Raw genomic sequence first — 23,469 nt, 5'->3', positions numbered from 1 at the left:
ATTCTTTTAATCATTAGGACTGTAATCTGAAGGTAATAAACCGCTCTTACCTAGTTGAGCAAAATAACCTTGAAATAATAAGGAGCCTTTGTTGGTAGCTATTCCATCTTCACCTACAGATTTTCCCTTATTATTAATGAATATAGTCTGAGATAAAGGAGCTATTCTAGACTTATTTTTATTAGAATCAATAATAGTATACACCTTATTTCTAAAACTTATTTTATAAAACTCTCCTTTCTTTCTAACTCTAATGTGCTCCCTTGTTTCCACTTTCCTGTTATCGTAAAAAATTTGAAACCCAGCGCTATCTAAACTATCTGCACATAAGGATCTATAAAAATAAAGGCTTGATAACGGATAGAATTTTCTTCTTTTTCTGATAGAGCGGTTTAATTTGCGTTCTTTTGAATACAGCTCATTAAATTTTGAAGTAGTTGCCCCTTCTGTTAGAAAAGGGGATAAAGAAAACAAGAAAGGCCTGCTTTTATCCAGGATTTTTATGCGTAAGCTATCTAGTTTATTAAAATGCATATCAAACAACTCCACATCTACTTCAATCAAGTACCCTAATTCTTTATTCTCGACTTTTATAGGGACTCTAGAACGAGCAGATAATATGGCAGTCGATGGATTAAATCTTAGTTTAACACTATCAAGGTTAACTATTGTACAGCTTTTTGCTAGTTCAGTACCACCTAAAAAATACCGTTTAAAATAGTTTTCTTTTCTAGTCCTGGTCCATGGATCTGGATCTATGATTACGGCATCTAATTCATTTACCTTTTGAATTAATTGTAGATTACTTAAATCTACCTCTAGCGGATTTTTAAATTCTAATAATTCATAACCCATCATTCTTATGACTAGCTTAGCATCTGTATTTGTAGGATAACTTAGATTAAAATCACCGTTAAAATCGGTAATTACACCTATAGTTGTGCCGTCTATATATACAGAAGCTCCACTTATGAATTCATGTGTTTTACTATCTATTACTTTACCGATTAATCTTTGTCCTTGAGAAAAAGCGGTCCAAAAAAACAAACAAGAAAGTAGTAAGAATCTCATCTTTTAGAATTATCCCTCTTCTTTCGTATCATCTTGCCCATCGAAATACTTAGACTCCATCTCTGCCTGGAACTCTTCTAAGACTGGCTTTACGGTACTTTCTGGAAGGTCTGCGATACGTATATACATTAAACCATCTACAGCATTATTAAATAAGGGGTCTACGTTAAAGGCTACTACCTTGGCGTTTTGTTTTACATATTTCTTAATCAACACGGGTAACCTCAATTCATTAGGCTCTAGCTCGTCTATAATCTTATCAAACTTGTTAAGATCTGCCTCACTTTCATCAAATATAAAGTCTTTGTCAGCATCTTCTAATTTTACTTTAAAGTCCTTCTTAGGAGTGATGTACTGCGCCACATAAGGATCATAATAATTACTCTTCATAAATTCAATCATAAGAGACTTAGAAAAATTAGAGAATTTATTACTAATACTCACACCTCCTATAAGATATTTATGCTCAGGAAATCTCAACGTACAATGCACGATACCCTTCCACAATAGGAAAAGGGGCATGGGTTTTAATTGGTATTCTTTAATGATAAATGCGCGTCCCATTTCTATAGACTCACTCATCATTTTATGCAACTCTGGTTCAAATTTAAAAAGCTCATTAAGGTAAAAGCCTTCCATACCATAAACCTTACTGATCTCACTTCCCATTCCCATGCGATACGCACCTGCAATGCGATTAGCATCTCTGTCCCACAAAAACATTTGATGGTAATAGTCGTCATAATGATCGAGGTCTGTCGCATTATTAGTTCCTTCTCCTATCGCCCTAAAAGTAATCTCTCTCAATCTTCCCAATTCTGTTAAAATATTAGGAATATGCACTTTTTTAGATAAAAATACTTCGTAGTTTTTTGATTCCAGAAGACGTTTATCTCCCATTTCTCTCAAAGCATCTACTTCTTTAATCATGGATTTTTGATCTGTAGTAGCGGCTATTTTTTTGGGAGCTTTTGGTATCTTGATAGCGTTAGGAATATCACTTAACCTCTTTGATTCTTTGTCATAAGGCTTAGAAAGCATGTAAGTTTTCCTGCGTAAGAAGTCTGTAAAATCATTTAGAGATTCATGTTCCTTTTGTGCCTTAACAGAAATAGGATTTCCTATTCTCACCTTAACTACTCGGTTTTTTTGAGACAGTACTTCAGATGGAAGTTTTGCGGTTCTAAAAACATCACTAAGCTTTGCGAGCATGTAAAACATGCGGCTGTTCTTTGCGTGGAAATAAATAGGGATTACGGGAACCTCAGCTCTTTGAATCAATTTCATAGCGCTCTCTTCCCACTTTTTATCTACCACTAGCTTTCCATCTCTGTAGGTAGAAACTTCTCCTGCTGGAAAAATACCCAAAGGCAAATCATTGTTAAGATGCCTTATAGCCTGCATAAAACCAGCAGTGCTGGACTTTGCGTCTTTACGATCTTCAAAAGGGTTTACCGGCATAATATAAGGCTTCAAAGGCTCAATACGGTGCAGCAAGAAATTTGCTATGATCTTGTAGTCAGGACGGCGTTCTAAAAGTAACTTTAATAATAAAACTCCGTCTACTCCTCCTAATGGATGATTTGAAATAGTGATAAAAGCCCCCATTTTAGGAATACGTCTTAAATCTTCCTCTGGAATTTCAAACTCAATTTGAAGGTCCTCTAAAAGACCGTTTAAAAAGTCAGCGGTGTCTTTATTTTTATGCCTGTTATATAATTTATTAAGAGTAGAAATGCGTAAAAGCTTCATCAACGCCCACCCACCTAGAGTTCCTAAGAAACCGTATTTATCTATGTGGATAGCTTTTGCTACCTCTTTTGCGTTGACTAGTCCCATAAAAATTGGTTGGTATAAGTATACAAATATAATATAAATGTAGGGCCTCTATTCTTTAACGACTAATTGTAGCGTTTCTTGTGCACGTTGCTTTAACAAAACAGTCTTTCCAGACTCTATAAATTCAATAGCATCTCCATCATAATGCCTCACTGTGTATAGGGAAACTCCTTCTACATGACTTACTCGATAACGAGATTCTAGATCTTTAAGAAGTTCATTTATTTTAGCGTATTTATCTTCTACACAAAGAGAAAAGCTTATCGCACTATTCTGTAGCAAGCCTACTTGCATTTTATGACTGCTCAACTCTTGGAAAATATCCGAAATATTATTTTCTCCTATAAAACTGAAGTCCCTAGAAGAAATCTTAAGAAAAACCATATTCTTTCTCACAATATAGCAAGGCGTCAACGGCTCAATAGTTTCTACAGCAGTAATCACTGTACCTTCTTCCTGAGGGTTTATGAATGACTTTACATAAAGAGGAATTTCTTTTCCTTGAAGTGGCTGCAAGGTTTTAGGGTGGATGACAGATGCTCCATAAAACGCCAGCTCAATTGCCTCGTTGTATGGAATCTTATTTAATAATACGGTTTGCTCAAAAACCCGTGGATCTGCATTGAGAACACCAGGTACATCTTTCCAAATAGTTACTCCAGAGCCATTAAGACAATACGCTAGAATAGCCGCTGTATAATCACTTCCTTCTCTACCTAAGGTAGTGGTAAAACCATTGTTATCAGACCCTATAAAACCTTGTGTTATAAACGGCTGACCTTTACAGGATTGAAGAACTAATTGTTCCGTTTCTTTCCAGTTCACACCAGCATCTCGGTATTTTTGATCGGTTTTAATAAGTTGTCGTGCATCTTTCCATACCAATGGAATATCGCAAGCATTGAGAAAAGCTGCTACTATTTTAGTAGAGAGCAGTTCACCATGACTGACCACTTGATCGTAAAAAAAACTGTAATTTTTACTTTGGTTGCGCAACATTTCGCCTTTGAGAGATTCTATAATTGCTTTTATTACTTTTTTAATTCCGCTTTCGCGAAAGCGGAACAACCATTCCTCTTTTATACCATCAAAGGGCATCTCCAAGCCTTCAATGATCGCCAAATGTTTGAGGTGTAGCTCATCAATAAGCTCCAGATAATGAACATCATTATTTTGATAACTGGAAATTACATCTTCTAGGGCATTAGTTGTTTTTCCCATAGCAGAAATCACGATACCTAAATCTTCAGTACCCGTGACCTGCAATACCTTCAACACATTACGCACTCCGTCAGCGTCTTTAACTGATGCACCACCAAATTTATATATCTTCATCTATCCTTTAATATAATTTTCTAACGACTGTTGATCCATTTGTGCAAGATACCAGTCCTTAATCATTGTAGCTCCTGTACGTTCATAAAACGCTACTGCATCTGTATTCCAGTCCAGCACCACCCATTCTACCCGTTTCACACGATGATCATAAGCATATTGCAGGACTTTATTGTACAGAGCTTTTCCTAAACCTTTACCTCTCATTTTTTCTGTTACAATAAGGTCTTCTAAATGAATCGTCTTGCCTTTCCAAGTAGAAAAACGCGGGTAACACAAACTTATCCCTTCTATATTCCCGTCGTATATTCCTACAAAACATTTAAAAAGGGCCTGCTCTCCCAATCCGTTTTGCTCTAATTCTTCCACAGTTACCTCCACAGCATCTGGTTCTTTTTCAAAAATAGCCAGCTCCATAATAAGTTCTAATACTCTAGGAAAGTCTTCTTTTGTAGCTTCTCTTATCTCTATCATGATTCTAGTTTTAGCAAATATAAATGAGCCTGCCCAAAGAAATGTGAAAAGTATCTAATACAACGTTGTAGTACGAACTATTTTATTAAGATATTTGCACAACTGATCTAATTATGGCTACAATAAACCAATCCCTAGGAGAATTTATCATTGAAAACCAAGCTGACTTCCAGTACAGCAGTGGCGAACTCTCTAGACTCATCAACTCCATAAGGCTGGCCGCAAAAATGGTCAATCACGAAGTAAACAAAGCCGGTCTGGTAGATATTACCGGTAGTGCTGGCGAGATCAACACTCAAGGAGAAGATCAACAAAAGCTAGACGTTTTTGCAAATAACACCTTTATAAGAACACTTACTAATAGACAAATAGTCTGTGGTATTGCGAGTGAAGAAAATGATGACTTTATTACGATTGAAGGAGAGCGAAAGGATCACGGTAATAAATACGTAGTTGCCTTGGATCCACTAGATGGCAGTTCCAACATAGACGTAAATGTTTCAGTAGGAACTATTTTTTCTATTTATAGAAGAGTTACACCAGTGGGGACACCTGTACAATTAGAAGACTTTTTACAACCCGGCAATATGCAAGTAGCCGCTGGTTATATTATTTATGGCACCTCTACCATGCTCGTTTATACCACAGGTAATGGAGTAAATGGCTTTACACTCAATCCCTCATTAGGTACTTATTATCTTTCTCACCCTAACATGACTTTTCCTGAAGATGGTAACATCTATAGTGTCAATGAAGGGAATTATGTTCATTTCCCACAAGGTGTAAAAGATTATATCAAATACTGCCAAGAAGAAGAAGGTGACCGACCTTACACCAGTCGTTACATAGGTAGTCTGGTAAGCGATATACATCGCAACATGATAAAAGGTGGTGTTTATATGTATCCTAAAAGTACGAAGGCAAAAGAAGGTAAACTAAGGTTGCTCTATGAATGCAACCCTATGGCATTTATTGCAGAACAAGCAGGAGGAAAAGCCAGTGACGGACATCAAAGGATTATGGATCTCAAACCTACCGAATTACATCAACGAGTACCCTTCTATTGCGGGAGTAAAAATATGGTTACAAAAGCAGAAGAATTCATGAGTAAATATCCTCGATAACTTCAGTTTTAGAGAAGAGGCTGCAATAGCATTTAGAATTTGATTTCTTAAAGAAAGACCTCATAACAGCGCCTTTTATAGATAACGAAGTATGCAACGCTATCTAAAAAAGGCTTCCGCTTAGAAAATTTGTTTTAAAACTATCTGTTCTTATTCAATAAGTATCTGTAATCCTCTAGATTGAGGTGACCGTTAAATATCTCTATAGATCGTGCTACTAGATACTTTGCATCTTCATCATTATATCCTAATGCAGTAGCATATTTTCTTAATAATTTATGCTCTACCTCATCCATAAGCTGGTCTGCAAAAACAAGTTTAAAAAGATCGTGCAGCCACTGTATGCGCTCTTCACTAGAATTAGGCGGTGTTACAGGATATAACTTTGGATTTTTCATAATTGCTTCAAAGTCAGCATCTGATATGTCTAGAACAGACTTAAATCGTTTAAGAACAACTTTTTCTTCTTCTTTAACACCAGAAGCTTGTGCAAGAGTAACTAATGTTGCAAAATGGCTTTTATTTCTGGCACTTTCGCCAGACACAAATAAACTTGAAAATGACATAATCTTAATTTGGTTATTGCAAATATAAGAATAGCAAATGCAGTTTGCCTTATTTATTTAAGATGAGATAACATTTCAGCCACCATTTGATCAAGGCCGTATTCATGTTTCCAGTTCCAGTCGTTTCTGGCTGGAGCATCATCGATAGAACTCGGCCAGCTATCTGCAATTTGCTGTCTAAAATCTGGCTCATAACTAATAGAAAAGTCTGGTAGGTGCTTCTTTATTTCAGTAGCAATATCTTGTGGTGTAAAACTCATGCCAGAAAGGTTGTAGGAGGAGCGCTCTATAACTTCTTCCGTTGGGGCACGCATAATTTCTACCGCAGCTCTTACCGCGTCTTCCATATACATCATAGGTAGCTCTGTATCTTTACTTAAAAAACAATTGTAATTTTCACCTGCTACCGCTTTGTGAAAAATATCTATGGCATAATCTGTCGTACCACCGCCAGGTAATGTCTTCCATGAAATCAACCCTGGATACCTCATCGATCTAACATCTACACCATATTTTTGATGGTAATACTCACACCATCGCTCTCCAGTTTGTTTACTAATACCATAAACAGTAGTAGGCTCCATAATCGTGTGTTGCGGCGTGTCATGCTTAGGTGTCGTAGGTCCAAAAACGGCTATACTCGACGGCCAAAATATTTTATCGATCTTCCCTTCCTTTGCAAGATCTAACACATGCATCAAAGAATCCATGTTTAAACTCCATGCTTTTTTAGGAAACTTCTCCCCTGTAGCACTCAACATGGCTGCCATAAGATATACTTCATTAACTTCATAATGCAGACACACGTCTTCTATCTGACTTTTATTCATCGCATCTAACGCTTCAAAAGGTCCAGAAGCCATAATCTCTTCATTACCTTCCCGTATATCGCTAGCAATTACCTGCTCCCCACCATAAATCTCTCTCAATCTCATGGTAAGCTCTGTTCCTATCTGTCCACAAGCTCCTATTACTAATACTTTGGTTGCCATTTCTGTTTATTTGTCACAAAGATAAGAAGACCTTATTTGGGGAGTTGCTAGTTTTATTAGAGTTTTAATACTTATAGCATTTACCTCTTGTTGCATTAGTATGATCTCCATTCTATTTTTGTAAAATAAAGGTTTGTCCTGGTATAACTCAGAGTCCAAGTGCAAACACCACTAGCTTATAACCCCCTATTAAAATTCCTGCCTGTAACACTGAATCGAAAGTGCCTGACATATAATGCCTCTTTTTTATTCTTTTAATTATAAGCATATTTGCAATTCACCGTTATAAGATTATGCGACTCTCTATTTTTCTACTTTTTATATTACTAATGGCCTGCAAAACCACTTCTAATGAAGACGCGCCTAACCTAGAACAAATAGACTACACATCCATGAATTTGAGCACGTCAAAAATGACTCTCCTAAAAGATGCTCAGAAAAAAGCGCTAGAATGGGAATCCTTCCAAGACTTACTTACAGGTCTAGAGAATTATGATCATACTGCCAGAACGACCAATAAATTGATAGATCACGTAAATAACATGCTTTTAAATCCTGACGATGCCTTCCAAGATCAAGCCATCTTTTCACGTATTAAAGTTTTAAAAACAAGATTGCACATCTATAAGTCTTACTTAAGTTACCGTATAAAAACCTCTTCTAAGTTAGAAGAAAAATACAACAACATCATCCTTGCCTTAGATGAACTACTAATTCAAATGAACTGGGAAGTCAATGAATTTAGTCAAAGTAATGACAAGCTTCTAGAAGATCTCAAAGCAGATATGGATCCAGAAGAAAAGTAATCCTATTAAAAGCTTAAAGATGTTATAGGCTCTTGAAAAGACAAATTCTTCCTCCTATAACTTTAAAGTGAGTTGAGCTACATTAAGTCTATCGAATTATCAACCTGTCGAAGTAAACCGTCTTTTCTCTTTTACCAATGTTCTGTTTGTAATTTGAATTACAAGCGACAATGTATATGAAGAGTAGAAAGTATGATAAACTTCTCTTAATCCAGATAGAAAACCACTCCTGTCATTTAATTTTAGATCATGAGTCAACCATTACTTCAATTCACTAAAAAAGGAATTTATTGCAAGCCCGCTGGCGTTTATCTCGATCCATGGAAACCAGTAGCTAAAGCACTCATCACACATGGCCATGCAGACCATTCCCGATGGGGACACAAAAAGTACCTTACCCATAAGGATAACGTACCTATAATTAGTCACCGTCTGGGCGAGATCAACGTGTCGGGAGTCAATTATAATGAGGTTTTTTCCATCAACAATGTGAAATTCTCTTTTCACCCCGCCGGGCATATTCCAGGCTCTTCACAAATACGCGTCGAGCACCGAGGAGAAGTATGGGTTTTTACGGGTGATTATAAAACAGAAGCCGACGGTATTTCTACCGTCTACGAACCTGTAAAATGTGATACATTTATTACAGAATGCACCTTTGGATTACCCGCCTTTAAATGGCGACCTCAACAACTGGTCATGGATGACATCAACTTATGGTGTGCTCAAAACCATACAGAAAAGAAGACCTCAGTACTGTTTGCTTATTCTTTGGGAAAAGCACAACGTATCATCAAACATTTGGATACCAGCCAAATGAAGATTTACTGTCATGGAGCTGTCTATAAAATGACGGAAGTCTTGCGACAACAAATCAACTTTCCTCCTACTCATTTGATTACCAGAGAAACTACCAAAGAAGAACTAGCAGGTCATATGGTTATCGCACCACCTAGTGCTCATGGAAGTGCCTGGATGAAAAAAATGGTTCCATATGTCACAGCAAGTGCTAGTGGCTGGATGACTTTTAGAGGTGCCCGACGCAGAAGAGCCATCGATAAAGGATTTGTCCTTTCTGACCATTGCGACTGGGACGGATTGTTAGAAAGCATAGCAGCCACTGGCTGTGAAAATGTGATTACCACACACGGCTATCAAGAGATTTTTGCTCGATTCTTAAGAGAAGAAAAAGGACTCAACGCTATGAGTGAACGTACACAATACGAAGGAGAAAATTCTGAGTTGGGAGCTGATGAGAAAAATCAAGAGGAAAATACGGAGCAAAGCCAGGAAACTTCAAAATCGAGTTCCACATCAAACCTAGCGCCATGAAACAGTTTGCAGAACTCATACGCACCATAGACGGAACTAATAAAACCAACCTCAAAGTAGCTGCGCTTACCGAGTATTTCAAGACCGCAAATGAGGAAGATAAATTGTGGACCATTGCCATACTTTCTCACAGACGTCCCAAAAGACCGGTTAACACTACTTTGATGAGAGAATGGGCGACGCAAATAAGTGGTGTTCCCATGTGGCTGTTTGAAGAAAGTTACCATATTGTCGGCGATCTAGCTGAAACCATTGCACTCATTCTTCCTACCGCAAATGAATCTAGTGACAAAAGCCTTTCGCAAATCATTCAAGAGATTATAGAACTAAGATCCAAAGGAGATCTTGAGAAAAAAGAATACCTTCAAAAAAACTGGCTTCAACTCAATTATTACGAACGATTTGTTTTTAATAAAATACTCACTGGTGGTTTTAGGATAGGTGTTTCTCAAAAATTAATGACGCGAGCATTGGCTAATGCAACTGGAATAGATAAAGATGTGCTCGCTCATAAACTTATGGGAAGCTGGACGGGAGAAAACACCAGTTTTCAGGAGTTGGTTTATGAAGATAATGAAGTGGCCATGCGAGGCAAGCCTTATCCATTTTATCTCGCCTACGCGATTGAAGGAGAAATTAGCGATCTAAAGGATATCAATCAATGGAGCGCAGAGCACAAATGGGACGGCATCAGATCACAAACAATTATAAGAAGTAACGAGATTTTTGTGTGGTCCCGAGGGGAAGAATTAGTTACCGATAAGTATCCAGAATTTCAAAAGTTTCTAGATGTGATTCCTAATGGAACCGTGATCGATGGAGAGATCCTGCCTTTCAAAGATGGTGAAATTATGAACTTCAACGACCTACAAACCAGAATAGGCCGTAAAACAGTTGGTAAGAAGCTATTAAAGGATGTTCCCGTAGTTATTGTCGCTTACGACTTACTGGAATGGCAAGGAAAAGATTTGAGAGAGCAAACCTTTGAAAAACGCAGAGCAATACTGGATGAGTTGGTTTTAGACCTTCACAAAAAAGAAGAGGCCGTACCACAGGAGGAAAAAATACCATTGCTGCTTTCAGAAACCATGACCTTTAATTCCTGGGAAGAAATGGCGGCAGAGCGCAATCTAGCAAGAGAAAAACGATCAGAAGGATTGATGATCAAACGCAAAGACAGTCCCTATCTCGTAGGACGTAAAAAGGGCGACTGGTGGAAATGGAAAACAGATCCATTTTCAGTTGATGCAGTCCTGACTTATGCTATGCGTGGGCACGGAAGAAGGGCCAATTTATTTACCGACTATACTTTTGGACTTTGGCAAGATGGAGAGCTGGTCACGTTTGCAAAAGCCTATTCTGGACTTACTGATGCCGAATTCCGCAAGGTAGATGCATGGATCAAGAAAAACACCCTAGAACGATTCGGTCCAGTGAGATCAGTGACTCCACATCATGTATTTGAAATTGCTTTTGAAGGAATCGCACCTAGCAAAAGACACAAGTCTGGAGTAGCCACTAGATTTCCTAGGATCGTCCGGTGGCGGCCTGATAAACCTATGGAAGAAGCAAATACGCTAGATGATTTAAAGGCATTGATACCTTAATATCAGGGATTTCATTGAACTAATCGATAAATTCTGATACCCTAACCCCATTGTCCAGTAGGCATTTTACCAATCTCGATATTGCTTGGGAGAAAATCACTTGACCGATTTTACGCTTGTGCAAATACCAATCACTTATCGGTATTTTACATTCAAGAAATACTCCTAGCAAGGTTTTCTCTTGAGGCGGTACGTTGAGCCCGTCCAGGTAAAAAATAAGAATGAGCTGTTTTTGTAGTCAGGAGAAAAGACCGCTATAGCTGAAAGAAAATAGACTTCCCTGCAATTCACCTAACACAAAGAGCGTAATTAATCCCCCACTTATGATAGTGAGTAGGTAAGCCTCTAACTCACACGTCCCATCAAATCAATAGAGAAATCTTTCAATTCCTTTTTGTATGATTCACTAATGGAGAGTTGATCAATGATGCTTATGGCTTTATTTGTATAAGATTTAATCGCTTCGAGCGTAGCTGCTGCCCCGCCACTTTCTTCAAAAAATACTTTTACTATTTCTTTCTTTTCCTCGATCTGATCTTCATTCATTTTTTCATGATCAAGAGCAAACCACTCCTTTAATTCGGTAGCGCAATGCTCATTTTCTATACTTCGCAAGTATAAATAAGTCTTCTTATTTCCTCTGATATCACCACCTACTTCTTTACCAAAAGTCTCTGGATCACCGAAGGCATCGAGGTAATCATCCATCAATTGAAAAGCAAGTCCTAAATGAATCCCGTAGTTGTAGATCAATTCTTGTTCTTTTTCATCTACACCAGCGATAATAGCTCCCATTTGAAGTGCAGCACCTACAAGAACCGATGTTTTTAATTTGATCATCAGCAAATATTCAGGAATAGTAACGTCATCACGAGTTTCAAAATCCACATCGTATTGCTGCCCTTCACATACTTCTAGCGCTGTTTTAGAAAAGACTTTAGTCAATTGGTGAAATTGATCTTTGTCATAGCTTTCCAAAAGACGGTAGGCCATAATCAACATGGCATCTCCAGAAAGTATCCCTGTGTTCACATCCCATTTTTTATGAACCGTTTCTTTCCCCCGACGCAGGTCTGCTGCGTCCATAATATCATCATGAAGCAAAGTGAAATTATGAAATACCTCAATAGCTACTCCAGCATCCAGAGCATCTTTGACTGATGCACCGTACATTTGAGCACTCATCAATGTCAGTAAAGGCCTTAATCGTTTCCCCCCTAATTCTAAGATATAATGAACTGGATCGTACAATCCTGCAGGTTCCTTTTCTGTAATCCTGTTCTTAAGGTGATCTAAAAAAATAATTCTAAGTTGGTCTATCGCGTTCATTTGGTAAAAATACTTCATGAAAAGCTCATTGCTGTAGGAAAAATAAAATGTCTTGTTAAATTATTGTAAAACTTAGGAAACTTTTAAAGTTTCTAAAGTTTCCATGTGGTATATTTGCGCTCTTTTGTAATATAAATGACTGATATCAGAGAACATATTTTAACGACCTCGCTCGATCTATTCCTAACCTTAGGCTTTAAAAGTGTGACTATGGATGAGATTGCAGCAAAATTGGGCATGAGTAAAAAAACCTTATACACGCACTTTAAGAATAAAGGAGAGCTGGTAAAGGAATCTTCTGTTCACTTGTGCGACCATATTTGTAACGGAGTAGATCAGATTATTGATGGAGAGACAGAAAATGCCATTGAAGAACTTTATACCGTAAAGAGATTTGTGATGGAGCACCTTAAAGGTGATGACACTTCTCCTATTTATCAACTTCAAAAATATTACCCAGAAGTACATCGGGAAGTCACTCAGATTCAATTTGACTTTATGGACAACTGCATTAAGAAAAATGTTTCTAAAGGAATGGAAAAAGGACTTTATAGAGATAACATAGATGCACATTTTATCGCGCGCATCTATTTTATTGGTATTCAGGGAATCAAAAACATTCACGTGTTTCCTCCACAAGATTTTCCCGTAAATAACCTTTACGATCAGTATTTAGAATACCACATCAGAGGTATTGTCACTCCGCAAGGGCGTAAAATTTTAAATAAAATAACCAACACAAACCACAATTAAATGAACTATAAATTTTTATGCGTTTGGGTTTTTAGTGTTCTCGCTTTCGCGAAAGCGTACCCACAACAAACCGCTAACCAAGACTCTTACAGCTTTACATTAGAAGAAGCAGTAAACTATGGATTAGAGCATAACTACCAAGCTATTAATGCAAAAAGAGACATTGCAAAAGCGCTCAAGCAAAAATGGGAAACTACTGCGACTGGACTGCCACAAATAGATGGTAACGTAGATTATCAATACCAGATCAAGCAACCAATAACTCCTTTACCAGGAGAAATAATAGGTGGGACACCTGGAACATTTGTACCCGTAACTTTTGCACCTAGACAAAGTGCAGTTGTAACGGCAACTCTTAGACAATTGATCTTTGATGGTTCCTATATTGTGGCTTTGGAGGCTTCAAAAACTTTTTTAGACTTTTCTAAAAACGCAAATAATAAGACAAAACTTGAGGTAAGGAAAGGAATTATCAGTGCCTACGGCGGGGTGCTTCTCACTCAAGAAAATATAGAAATCATAGACCGCAACCTCACTGCCTTAACCAAGAATTTAGAAGAAACTACAAAAATCTACGAAAACGGACTTGCCGAGGAAGAAGATGTAGAACAATTGAAAATCACTAAATCACAGCTAGTAAATCAATGGAACGGTGCTAAGCGTCAAGAAGACATTGCCATGGATATGCTGAAACTAGCCTTGGGAATAAATTTACAAACGCCATTAAATCTTACCGATGACCTTGCTGTTCTTGCTCTTAAAAACATGGATCCAAGCATAACTTTCAACTCTTTAAATTTAGAAAAAAATGCTGATTTCCAGATCGCGACTAATTTTACAGAGCAACGTAGACTGGAATACAAACTAGAAAAAGCCAAAGCACTGCCTAAACTTTCTGGATTTGTGAATTATGGAGTCAACTCTTTTAATGACGACTTCACTTTCTTAGATAGCGATAATAAGTGGTATGGTCAGTCCATTGCTGGTGTGAGTTTATCCGTTCCTATTTTTAGCTCCTTAGGAAGACAAGCAAGAACCGATCGTGCAAAAATAGCCTGGGATCAAGCTCTTACCGATCTGGATCGAGCTAGAGAAGAAATACGATTGACTTACCAGACGTCTCTTAACAATTATCAGACTGCTATAGACAATTACAGGACCAGTAAGGAAAACTTGAGACTAGCAGAGCGTATTGAAAACAAAAACCAAATCAAGTTTAGAGAAGGTATTTCTTCCAGCTTTGATTTGAGACAAGCACAAACCCAATTGTACAGCACACAGGCAACTTATTTACAGAGTATGTTTGAAGTGATAACTGAAAAAGCAAATCTAGAAACCATTTTGAACACCCCTGAATTCACCAATCAAAAATAAAACTACCACAGAATTATATATCATGAAAAAATTAAGCATACTATTTATAGGTCTTTTTATTCTCACATCATGTGGTGATAAAGGACCAACAGTTGATGAACTTATCGCCACAGGTGACACAGAAATGATCGCTCAAAAGAAAACCGAGCTGCTCAATGCAAAAAAGGAACTCGAAAACGAAATCAGTTCCATTGAACAGTTCCTTGATAAAAACAGTGTTAAAAAAGACGGTGCGTTAGTTAGTATAAAAACGATTAACGACACTCTTTACAATCATTTTATAGAGCTTCAAGGAAGTGTAGATACCAAGCAAAACATCACTTTAATGCCAGAAATGGCAGGTGTACTTACTCATGTTTACGTGACAGAAGGACAACGAGTTTCTAAAGGACAGCGTCTTGCAAGAATAGATGATGGCGGTATCTCGCAAAATATTGAGCAAATGAAAGTACAGTCTCAACTAGCAAAAACGACTTATGAACGTCAAGAAAGACTTTGGAATCAAAAGATAGGTTCAGAAATCCAGTACCTACAGGCTAAAGCTAATTATGAGGCACAAGTAAATGCTATCAAGTCTATGCAGCAGCAACTGGCTAAAACAATAGTTACAGCACCTTTCTCTGGAGTTATAGATAACGTGATAACAGAACAAGGAAATACCGTAAGTCCAGGGATGACTGAAATATTGAGAATTGTCAACCTCGATAATATGTATATTGATGTGGAGGTTCCAGAAACCTACATCACTTCGGTAAATGAAGGTACAGATGTAGAGGTAGAGTTTCCCGTACTAGGAGAAACTTTGAAAAGTAAGGTAAGACAGACCAGCTCTTATATCAACCCGTCCAACCGTTCTTTTAATATCGAAATTCCGGTACCTAATAAAAATGGTCAGGTAAAACCTAATCTTACCGCTAGATTGAAAATCAACGATTATACGAGTAAAGGTGCCATTTTAATTCCTCTTGCTGTGATCAGTGAAAATCAAAATGGAGATCAATATGTCATGATTGCGACAGATCTACAAGTTGGAGATCAGTACGATACCGCTGTCGCGAAAAGGAAACTGGTAACGACTGGGAAAACCACAAAAAACATGATCGAGATTACAAGCGGTCTTGCAAAAGGAGATCATATTATTGTAGAAGGAGCTCGTAGCGTAAGAGAAGAACAACAAGTAAGAATCAAAAAAGCTTAATTACAATGGGACAGAAAAGTGAAAAAGAGTTTGGATTTTCCTCTTGGGCAATCAACAACTCTACCGTAATCTGGGTTCTAATAGGCTTAGTGCTTATTCTAGGAATTCAAGGATATTTTGCTATGCCTCGAGAAGATTTTCCGGAGGTAAAGGAAACTAAAATATACATCTCTAGCGTTTACCCAGGTAACACCGCCGAAGATATAGAGCGTCTTATTACAGACCCTTTAGAAGATAAATTAAAGAATATCTCGGGTGTTGCAGAGATCCTATCGACTTCACAAGAAGATTATTCCATCATTACCGTAGAATTTGAAGAAGGCTCTTTACTAGGCTCCAGCCTAACAGTAGAAGAAGCAAAGCAGAAGGTAAAGGATGAAATAGATGTAGAAACTTCTGGTGAAGACTGGCCTACATTCAATGGCGCTAAGATTGAACCAAATGTTTTTGACCTCAAAATGAGTGAAGAAGTGCCTATTATGAACATCAATCTACGTGGTGATTATACGGTACGAGAACTTAAAGTTTTTGCTGAATACCTGCAAGATGAGATTGAAAGCTTACAAGAAGTGAAAGAAGCAAGTATTAGAGGTGCTCAAGAACTTGAAGTGGAAATAGCAGTAGATATTTACAAAATGACCGCTGCCAAAGTTAGTTTTGACAATGTCATCAATGCAGTTCGTGGCGGAAACTCCACCATGAGTGCTGGTAATATCAAGACAGCAAGTCAACGACGTACGATTAGAATTCTAGGTGAAATTACAGATCCCGATCAACTAGAGCGTTTTGTGGTTAAGAATGAAAAAGGACCTATCTACCTTAAAGACATTGCAGATATAAACTTTAAAGAAGAAGACAAAACCACTTTTGCGAGAGAATCTGGTGAGCCAGTAGTGATGATAGACGTAAAAAAGCAGTCTGGTAAAAACATGATTACAGCTGCAGAAGGCGTTAGAAAAATTGTAGCAGAATCCCAAGAAAATGGAAATATCCCCCAAAACGTAGATATTTCAATTACTAATGACGGTTCCAGCCGTACGTTAAATCAAGTAGATGATCTGGTCAACAACATCATCTTTGGAGTAATTCTAGTAGTTACCGTATTGATGTTCTTTTTAGGATTTAGGAATGCACTTTTTGTAGGATTTGCGATTCCTATGTCTATGTTAATGAGTTTTATTATCCTCAATTTCTTAGGCTATACTTTGAATACCATGATTCTTTTTGCCATGATTATGGGATTAGGAATGCTGGTAGATAATGGTATTGTAGTGGTCGAAAACGTCTATAGATTGATGGACGAAGAAGGAATGTCGCGTATCAAAGCGGCAAAGATAGGAATTGGCGAGATTGCAGTTCCTATTATCATTTCTACCTTAACTACGGTAGCAGCATTTGTACCTATAGGTTTATGGCCAGGCGTAATGGGAGAATTTATGAAGTACTTCCCTATTACCTTGTCTGTCGTATTAGGAAGTTCGCTTGTAGTAGCGATTTTCTTCAATTCCATGTTGGTTTCTAAATACATGAGTATTGATGAAAAGAACATTCCGCTTAAAAAACTAGGACTTATTACCTTAGTAATGGGTGGGATTGGTGTCTTGATTTTACTTTTTGGCGGTGCGGTAAGAGGCATAGGCTCTGTGATGGTTGTGACCGTGATTTTATTATGGTTGTATAAATATGTTGTAAAAGGAGCAACTCTCTATTTCCAACGCAGGATGTTGAAATGGTTAGATAATGCTTATGAACGTTTCCTAAGATTTGCATTAAGAGGTAAGAAACCTTATTTCTTTACGGCTGGAATGACAGTCATGTTCTTTGGTGTTCTAGCTTTATATTTTGGATGGTCCGTAGGTACTGGTCGTACCAAAGTAGAGTTCTTCCCAGAAAATAAGCCTAACCAGATCATGGTATACATAGAGTATCCTCAAGGTACTTCTATTTCCAAGACAAATAAAACCACTAAAGAAATTGAAACCGTCGTTTACGATGTGATCAATCAAGAGATGTACCTAGAAGATGGCAGGAACTTTTTAGTAGAAAGTACCGTATCACAGGTAGGTGAAGGAGCTGGAAATCCCCAAACCGATGGAGGTAGCGCCGCTGAGATGCCTAACAAAGGGAAGATTACCGCCTCTATGCGAGAATACAAATACCGCAATGGAGCTGACAGTGAGGTATTGCGCAAAAAGATTCAAGAAGCAGTGCAAGGCAAGTTCCCAGGTATTGCGATAAGTGTTGAAAAAGATGCCGCTGGTCCACCAGCAGGATACCCAATCAATGTAGAGCTTCAAGGAGATAACTACGAAGAGTTGATCGTTACTGCAGAGCGTATGGTAAAATTCCTAAACGAAAAAAATATTGCTCCAGTAGATGAATTAAAGATAGACGTGAATAAAAGTAAACCCGCACTGCAAGTTAAAGTAGATCGTGAAAAAGCTGGAGAATTAGGAATTAGTGCCAGCCAAGTAGGAATGCAATTGCGTCGTTCTATATTTGGTGAAAAAGCTGGTATTTATAAAAAAGACGGTGAAGATTACGATATCTATGTGCGTTTTAATGAAGAGAACCGCTACGACCGCAGCTCGTTGTTTAATCAACGTATTACCTTCAGAGATATGGCATCTGGTCAGGTATTAGAAGTTCCTGTTAGTTCGGTGACGACACAAGAAAATGTTTCCGGATTTAGCGCGATTAAACATAAAGACAATCAGCGTGTCGTAACTGTATATAGTGCCTTAAAACCTGGTTTTACTGATGCTGGAGCAGCGGTTGCTCAAATACAGAACGAGATGCTGGACTTTGAAGATCTTTCTGACAACATCAACATAGATTACACAGGACAACTAGAAGAACAGAATAAGCAACAAGAATTCCTTCTATCTGCTTTAGGTTTTGGTCTGCTATCCATATTTTTCATTTTAATTTTCCAATTTGGTGGTATCTCTAAACCAACGATCATCATGATCTCGATATTCTTAAGTTTTATAGGGGTATTCTTAGGACTGATGATCACGGGATGGCCATTTGTAATCATGATGACCATGATGGGTATCATATCTCTTGCTGGTATTGTAGTTAACAATAGTGTGGTACTGATCGACTACGTAGATATTTTAAAACTGCGTAGAAAAGAAGAATTAGGAATAGATGATGACAAGCACCTTATCAGTAAAGAAGATGCTTTTACAGCAATAGTACAGGCAGGAAAAGCGCGTTTGCGCCCGGTAATCTTAACTGCTATCACTACAGTATTAGGTTTGATACCACTTGCTATAGGTTTCAACATCGACTTCTTTAGTTTGTTTAGTACAGGCAATCCTAATATATATATGGGTGGAGATAACGTTATTTTCTGGGGACCTCTAGCCTGGACCGTAATCTTCGGTTTGTTATTTGCTACGTTCCTGACTTTAATAATCATACCTGTTCTATTGTATTTGGTACATAGAGCAAAATTAAGGTTCCAGCGATTTAAAAATCCAGTAAAAGTAAAAGCACAAAATGATCCTTCAGATATTAAGGAAGAAGAACAAGTAGCTTAAGCTATTTCAGTGGAGTTAAAAAGGCATTTATCTAAAGGTAAATGCCTTTTTTTATGCTCGTCAAGAAGCCGTTTAAAAGTGTGATAAAGTGAACTCTACTTCTACTTATTTGTGGATCACAAGCAACCAACTTAAGCCTGAGCTGTTATAGGTGTTGGTAGTTTTTATATACTAATTATTTGAATACCGCTTTCGCGAAAGCGGAACACTTCTACACTTTATTCTTCACATGCATTGAATATAGAGCTCAGCCACTTGTGTGAAGCTTAAGGGAATTGTTATTGGGCTTTCTTTTAAGCCAAAACTGTTTTACCGCAAGGCAATTAGAAAAGAAAATCTTTGATTTCTATAAATTAAAATAGTGTTCCCCTAACTTACAGACGTAAAAAAACCAACTCGTTAAAGTCGGTTTTTAATTTTATTGAAAAGCGTTCTAAGGTATAGGTTCCGATTTAGAAGCATCAAACTCTCGGTAATATTGCTCCACAATCTGAATAGTTTCCTTCATCAAATCTCGTGTTTCTAATAAAAGACTGAAATACAAGGTGGTATTTTTAGGTGATTCGTCATCATCCTTAGTACGTTTTACTTGTTTGTCAATTTTTTCATTAACCAAAGTAATGAGCTCGCGTTTTTCAAGAATAATAGCCTCTAAACTATTAAAGTCTTTGGTGTTAAAGATTTCTTGTGCATCGTCAAATATCTCGTGAATGCGCAGTATGATCTCTTTAAGATCTTTGATCTGAGTGAATTTTAAGCTTTTGTGATTATTGCTGATGTGCGTGTTACTCGCTTTAGAGATGTAGTCTAGTGACTGAGAAATATCTTGAAGATTACCTAGTACATCTATATAGAATTTACTCGCGCCCAAATTCTGATCATCTAAATTTTTAATAAAGAAAAAGATATTGTTACGTAATTCGTCTATCTCTCCGGCAAGTTTTTTACTTTCCTTTTTAGAGGCTTTTAAAATAGACAGATCTTGTGCAATTAAACCGTCTAAGGTGTTCTTATAAATACGTTTAGAACGTTTAAAAACAGTCGCCACGTTGTCAGAGCTTTCATTGATAATACCTTGAATGGTCTTGCTTTCTGCTTTTTGAAGTTGGTCCGTTACCTTTTGCTCTTTTTGCGATTTTTTATGACCAATAAAACTGCGTATAATTAGCAAAACTGCCAGAGTAACTAAAGCTACAACGGCGTACATTCCGCCTAGATAAATAAGGTAAGCAAAAACAGCTGCTGCTGTAAATGCACTAAAGGCGGTAAAAAACCATCCTCCTATAACGTTCAATACTCCTGCGATTCTATACACAGCACTTTCAGTACCCCAAGCTCTGTCTGCAAGTGAAGTTCCCATGGCTACCATAAAGGTCACATAGGTAGTAGAAAGAGGTAATTTATAAGAAGTAGCTATGGAAATAAGCACGCTGGCAACCATAAGGTTTACTGATGCACGTACATAATCAAATGCAGGTTTATCAGCATGTTTTGGAATTACAGCAGGAACTGGAAGCTTTTCAAATCGAGAAGAAATATAGTTTGCTGTTCTTTCTGGGATAACTTGTTTAACGCCTTCAGCAACATACAAAGAATAGCGCACTAAAAATCTGGAAATAAAGTTAGACTGGAAACGCTCTGTGCCTGAGTCTTGACGCGCCAGATCTACTGAGGTTTTTACAACAGCTTGCGCCTTTGATGAGAACCAAAGAGTTGCTACCATAATCAATCCTGCGGCTACCAATAACCATTTATTAGAGGGGAGTTCCCCGCTTAAGAAGCTCATTCCTATTTCATTTGCTGGAAGGCCGGTTCCCTCAGCAAATTCCCAAGCTTGATAAGCACCTATAGGCACCCCTATAAAGTTGACCAAATCGTTTCCTGCAAACGCCATGGCAAGACCAAAGGTTCCCGAAATAATGATGAGTTTATAAATATCCCATTTGATAACATAGACATAAATAAAACTGAAAATAGTCCAAACCAAAAAGGCTGTAACTATAAAAGTATACACATTAGTTGCCGCAAAGAAATCAGTAACGACGCCTAAATCTGCTCCTTTAAGACCTTTAAATATGATAAAATAAAATAGGCTGGTTAAAGAGACCCCTCCAAAAACAGCAGCTAAATATGGTGGTCTTCCGTTGTAATTGAAAGTCAATAAAAGCCTGGAGAAAAACTGAACCAACCCACCTATTACAAACGCGATAAGCACAGATAACAGTATTCCTTGTACAATTTCTATTGCGGTCTCAGAGGCGATATATTTTCCAAGGTCTAATAAGGTTTCAGAATCATTTTCATTGATCTTGATAATAGACATACATACCGCTGCTCCTAATAATTCAAAAACTATAGAAACTGTTGTTGATGTAGGTAATCCTATACTATTAAAAAAGTCCAACAGTAAAATATCAGTAATCATAACCGCCATAAAAATGATCATGACTTCATCAAAATAGAATTCGCCAGGAACAAAAATCCCTTTACGAGCCACTTCCATCATACCACTAGAAGAAAGCGCACCAAAGGCTATTCCCACACTTGCAATAATCATAATAGTTTTAAAACTGATGGCTTTAGAACCTATGGCACTGTTTAAAAAGTTAACGGCATCATTACTCACTCCTACTACAAGATCTGTAACAGCAAGTCCCGCAAGAATGATAAGCATGTAAATATAAATATCTGACATTTCTTTTGTTTAATCAATTTGCAAAAGTCGGCTATCTGCTACTATTAAATGTTATGCTACTGTTATTAATAAAGCTGTTTGTTGGTGATATCGCTTTCTATTTTCTTATTTAAAAATAGAAGTTTATCCTGAGGCAGCTCTAGGCGAAAGCGGAACAACACAAAGCTCTATAAACGCAAAAAAGGCCACTCGATAGAGCAGCCTTTTGAAATGATGTTTAGAATAGTACTAGAATATATAACCTGTCCATGCAAATAGAGTTGCGTCAGTTCCTGTATTAGTACCTGTTACAGTTACCGTAGCAGCTGGAGTATTTTTTATATCTGTACCGTCTGCGGTACCATTTGCTGTTACATTTATAACAGTTGCAGCAGTTGAATTACCTCTCGAGTCTTCTAGATCGATAAAATCAGAAGCTGTTGCTGTACCGAATGTACCTGCAAGCGCGTTATTGATAGTAGCTGTTGCACCACGACGTACTTTAATCAAGTCAGAGAAATCTACACTGTTCCCAGAAGTAGCAATTGTTATATTATTTACCGTGAACACCGACTGTGTATTATCTGATGGAGAGTTACCATCAAGGTTACCATCTGCCTCGATTCCTCTTGGGTCAGAAGTTACAGCAACATAACCTGCTTCACGTACTCCGTAAAGATTAGTTAATGTACCTCTATAACCCTGAGTTACGTCAAACATATCATCCTTTGCGTTTAGTACAAAGATGTTAGAAGCATCTACAGATCCACCAAAGAATTCAATAGCATCATCATCACCATTTGCAATCCAGATGTTAGAAAGCGTAGTACCTGAGCCTACACCGTTAAGCGTAAGACCATTGTGCTCTGCATCCCCATCGATACGTGCACCTGTATATTCAATGATGACGTAATCTAAGATTCCAGAATCTTCTGTATCATTATCACCACCGAAAAGAATACCTGTGTTTACCTCTGTACCGGCTTCATTTTGTCCCTGTGGATTCTGTCCTGATATAAAAGCATTTCCGTTGATAATAACCCCACCCCAAGCGGCTGGAGTTCTTGAAGAACTTGTAAATCTAATAGGTGCAGCAGCAGTTCCATCTGCTACGATGCGTCCACCTCTTTCTACTAATAAATAAACGTCAGTACCTCCAGCTTGTGCTGTAATAGTAGTACCAGGTTCAATAGTTAAAGTTGCACCATCTTTGATAAACATAGGTCCATTAAGCACATAAGCATTACCAGATGTAAGGGTTCTGTTTTCAAGTACGTTTCCTGCAAGATTTAAAGAATCTTGGTCTCCTCCACCATTTATAACGATATCATCAGTTTCACAAGATGTAATGGCGATAGCAGCTACTGCGATTACGGATAAGATTAATTTTTTCATTTTGTCGAATTTAAATTTTTTGAGTTTGTTTGTTGACACAAAGTAACATCGT

At 37.6% G+C, this 23,469-nt stretch carries 17 protein-coding genes; 8 read left to right on the top strand and 9 right to left on the bottom strand.

Features of this window, described 5'->3' with window-relative positions:
* Nucleotides 1-6: 6 nt before the first annotated feature.
* Genes F0365_RS06750 through F0365_RS06735 form a run of 4 tightly spaced genes read right to left on the bottom strand, consistent with a single transcriptional unit; the run spans nucleotide 7 to nucleotide 4,719 of the window.
* Nucleotides 7-1,071 carry a carboxypeptidase-like regulatory domain-containing protein gene (locus F0365_RS06750; RefSeq protein ID WP_169933003.1) on the bottom strand — a complete coding sequence of 355 codons (1,065 nt, stop codon included), beginning with the start codon at nucleotides 1,069-1,071 and terminating at the stop codon, nucleotides 7-9.
* A 9-nt stretch (nucleotides 1,072-1,080) separates the two neighbouring features.
* Entirely contained in the window at nucleotides 1,081-2,910 is a 1,830-nt protein-coding gene (locus tag F0365_RS06745) for a GNAT family N-acyltransferase (protein ID WP_169933002.1), read from the bottom strand.
* Nucleotides 2,911-2,958: 48 nt separating this feature from the next.
* Nucleotides 2,959-4,245, bottom strand: a complete 1,287-nt coding sequence (locus F0365_RS06740; protein WP_169933001.1) for an aspartate kinase — start codon at nucleotides 4,243-4,245, stop codon at nucleotides 2,959-2,961.
* The gene (locus F0365_RS06735; RefSeq protein ID WP_169933000.1) at nucleotides 4,246-4,719 is read right to left on the bottom strand and encodes a GNAT family N-acetyltransferase; all 474 of its coding nucleotides are present in this window, start codon (nucleotides 4,717-4,719) and stop codon (nucleotides 4,246-4,248) included.
* Nucleotides 4,720-4,832: 113 nt separating this feature from the next.
* Here F0365_RS06735 and fbp point away from each other — a divergent pair, with 113 nt between their 5' ends.
* The gene (gene fbp / locus F0365_RS06730) at nucleotides 4,833-5,843 is read left to right on the top strand and encodes a class 1 fructose-bisphosphatase (protein WP_169932999.1); all 1,011 of its coding nucleotides are present in this window, start codon (nucleotides 4,833-4,835) and stop codon (nucleotides 5,841-5,843) included.
* Nucleotides 5,844-5,983: 140 nt separating this feature from the next.
* Here fbp and F0365_RS06725 read toward each other — a convergent pair whose 3' ends face one another.
* Together F0365_RS06725 and F0365_RS06720 are read right to left on the bottom strand one after the other, a co-directional pair.
* The gene (locus tag F0365_RS06725) at nucleotides 5,984-6,409 is read right to left on the bottom strand and encodes a TerB family tellurite resistance protein (protein WP_169932998.1); all 426 of its coding nucleotides are present in this window, start codon (nucleotides 6,407-6,409) and stop codon (nucleotides 5,984-5,986) included.
* Between the two features lie 53 nt (nucleotides 6,410-6,462).
* The gene (locus F0365_RS06720; protein ID WP_169932997.1) at nucleotides 6,463-7,401 is read right to left on the bottom strand and encodes an NAD-dependent epimerase/dehydratase family protein; all 939 of its coding nucleotides are present in this window, start codon (nucleotides 7,399-7,401) and stop codon (nucleotides 6,463-6,465) included.
* A gap of 329 nt (nucleotides 7,402-7,730) precedes the next feature.
* On the opposite strand from F0365_RS06720, the gene F0365_RS06715 reads away from it, so the two are divergent.
* From F0365_RS06715 to F0365_RS06705, 3 genes are all read left to right on the top strand, one after another.
* Entirely contained in the window at nucleotides 7,731-8,207 is a 477-nt protein-coding gene (locus F0365_RS06715) for a hypothetical protein (RefSeq protein ID WP_169932996.1), read from the top strand.
* A 249-nt stretch (nucleotides 8,208-8,456) separates the two neighbouring features.
* A complete protein-coding gene (locus F0365_RS06710; RefSeq protein ID WP_169932995.1) occupies nucleotides 8,457-9,539 on the top strand; it encodes a ligase-associated DNA damage response exonuclease in 1,083 nt (360 codons plus the stop codon).
* Complete coding sequence (locus tag F0365_RS06705; RefSeq protein ID WP_169932994.1) at nucleotides 9,536-11,146, top strand: ATP-dependent DNA ligase; 1,611 nt, start codon at nucleotides 9,536-9,538, stop codon at nucleotides 11,144-11,146. The genes F0365_RS06710 and F0365_RS06705 overlap by 4 nt, the downstream gene beginning before the upstream one ends.
* Nucleotides 11,147-11,491: 345 nt before the next feature.
* Here F0365_RS06705 and F0365_RS06700 read toward each other — a convergent pair whose 3' ends face one another.
* Nucleotides 11,492-12,475 carry a polyprenyl synthetase family protein gene (locus tag F0365_RS06700; protein WP_169934783.1) on the bottom strand — a complete coding sequence of 328 codons (984 nt, stop codon included), beginning with the start codon at nucleotides 12,473-12,475 and terminating at the stop codon, nucleotides 11,492-11,494.
* A gap of 135 nt (nucleotides 12,476-12,610) precedes the next feature.
* On the opposite strand from F0365_RS06700, the gene F0365_RS06695 reads away from it, so the two are divergent.
* The 4 genes from F0365_RS06695 to F0365_RS06680 are packed head-to-tail and all read left to right on the top strand — an operon-like array spanning nucleotide 12,611 to nucleotide 19,348.
* Nucleotides 12,611-13,228, top strand: a complete 618-nt coding sequence (locus F0365_RS06695; RefSeq protein WP_169932993.1) for a TetR/AcrR family transcriptional regulator — start codon at nucleotides 12,611-12,613, stop codon at nucleotides 13,226-13,228.
* Nucleotides 13,229-14,602, top strand: coding sequence for a TolC family protein (locus F0365_RS06690; protein ID WP_169932992.1), 1,374 nt, complete (start codon nucleotides 13,229-13,231; stop codon nucleotides 14,600-14,602).
* Between the two features lie 22 nt (nucleotides 14,603-14,624).
* Nucleotides 14,625-15,800, top strand: coding sequence for an efflux RND transporter periplasmic adaptor subunit (locus F0365_RS06685; protein WP_169932991.1), 1,176 nt, complete (start codon nucleotides 14,625-14,627; stop codon nucleotides 15,798-15,800).
* 5 nt (nucleotides 15,801-15,805) lie between these two features.
* Entirely contained in the window at nucleotides 15,806-19,348 is a 3,543-nt protein-coding gene (locus tag F0365_RS06680; protein ID WP_169932990.1) for an efflux RND transporter permease subunit, read from the top strand.
* Nucleotides 19,349-19,781: 433 nt separating this feature from the next.
* Here the strand turns inward: F0365_RS06680 and F0365_RS06675 are convergent, their stop codons facing one another.
* Both F0365_RS06675 and F0365_RS06670 read right to left on the bottom strand, forming a co-directional pair.
* Nucleotides 19,782-22,043: an inorganic phosphate transporter gene (locus F0365_RS06675; RefSeq protein ID WP_169932989.1), complete on the bottom strand. Its 2,262-nt coding sequence runs from the start codon at nucleotides 22,041-22,043 to the stop codon at nucleotides 19,782-19,784.
* Between the two features lie 228 nt (nucleotides 22,044-22,271).
* Nucleotides 22,272-23,417, bottom strand: a complete 1,146-nt coding sequence (locus tag F0365_RS06670; RefSeq protein ID WP_169932988.1) for a hypothetical protein — start codon at nucleotides 23,415-23,417, stop codon at nucleotides 22,272-22,274.
* Nucleotides 23,418-23,469: the final 52 nt, after the last annotated feature.

It is taken from the genome of Nonlabens sp. Ci31 (assembly GCF_012974865.1).
In the GTDB taxonomy this organism is placed as follows: domain Bacteria; phylum Bacteroidota; class Bacteroidia; order Flavobacteriales; family Flavobacteriaceae; genus Nonlabens.
Note: the sequence above shows the minus strand (reverse complement) of the source record. Positions and strands in the feature narration are given on the sequence as shown.

Bases quoted from the DNA above. Each gene is read 5' to 3' on its own strand.
- F0365_RS06740 (WP_169933001.1), bottom strand. From the start codon at position 4,245: ATGAAGATATATAAATTTGGTGGTGCATCAGTTAAAGACGCTGACGGA.
- F0365_RS06680 (WP_169932990.1), top strand. From the start codon at position 15,806: ATGGGACAGAAAAGTGAAAAAGAGTTTGGATTTTCCTCTTGGGCAATC.
- F0365_RS06685 (WP_169932991.1), top strand. From the start codon at position 14,625: ATGAAAAAATTAAGCATACTATTTATAGGTCTTTTTATTCTCACATCA.
- fbp (WP_169932999.1), top strand. From the start codon at position 4,833: ATGGCTACAATAAACCAATCCCTAGGAGAATTTATCATTGAAAACCAA.
- F0365_RS06750 (WP_169933003.1), bottom strand. From the start codon at position 1,071: ATGAGATTCTTACTACTTTCTTGTTTGTTTTTTTGGACCGCTTTTTCT.
- F0365_RS06675 (WP_169932989.1), bottom strand. From the start codon at position 22,043: ATGTCAGATATTTATATTTACATGCTTATCATTCTTGCGGGACTTGCT.
- F0365_RS06725 (WP_169932998.1), bottom strand. From the start codon at position 6,409: ATGTCATTTTCAAGTTTATTTGTGTCTGGCGAAAGTGCCAGAAATAAA.
- F0365_RS06705 (WP_169932994.1), top strand. From the start codon at position 9,536: ATGAAACAGTTTGCAGAACTCATACGCACCATAGACGGAACTAATAAA.
- F0365_RS06710 (WP_169932995.1), top strand. From the start codon at position 8,457: ATGAGTCAACCATTACTTCAATTCACTAAAAAAGGAATTTATTGCAAG.
- F0365_RS06715 (WP_169932996.1), top strand. From the start codon at position 7,731: ATGGCCTGCAAAACCACTTCTAATGAAGACGCGCCTAACCTAGAACAA.
- F0365_RS06700 (WP_169934783.1), bottom strand. From the start codon at position 12,475: ATGAACGCGATAGACCAACTTAGAATTATTTTTTTAGATCACCTTAAG.
- F0365_RS06735 (WP_169933000.1), bottom strand. From the start codon at position 4,719: ATGATAGAGATAAGAGAAGCTACAAAAGAAGACTTTCCTAGAGTATTA.
- F0365_RS06695 (WP_169932993.1), top strand. From the start codon at position 12,611: ATGACTGATATCAGAGAACATATTTTAACGACCTCGCTCGATCTATTC.
- F0365_RS06690 (WP_169932992.1), top strand. From the start codon at position 13,229: ATGAACTATAAATTTTTATGCGTTTGGGTTTTTAGTGTTCTCGCTTTC.
- F0365_RS06720 (WP_169932997.1), bottom strand. From the start codon at position 7,401: ATGGCAACCAAAGTATTAGTAATAGGAGCTTGTGGACAGATAGGAACA.
- F0365_RS06670 (WP_169932988.1), bottom strand. From the start codon at position 23,417: ATGAAAAAATTAATCTTATCCGTAATCGCAGTAGCTGCTATCGCCATT.
- F0365_RS06745 (WP_169933002.1), bottom strand. From the start codon at position 2,910: ATGGGACTAGTCAACGCAAAAGAGGTAGCAAAAGCTATCCACATAGAT.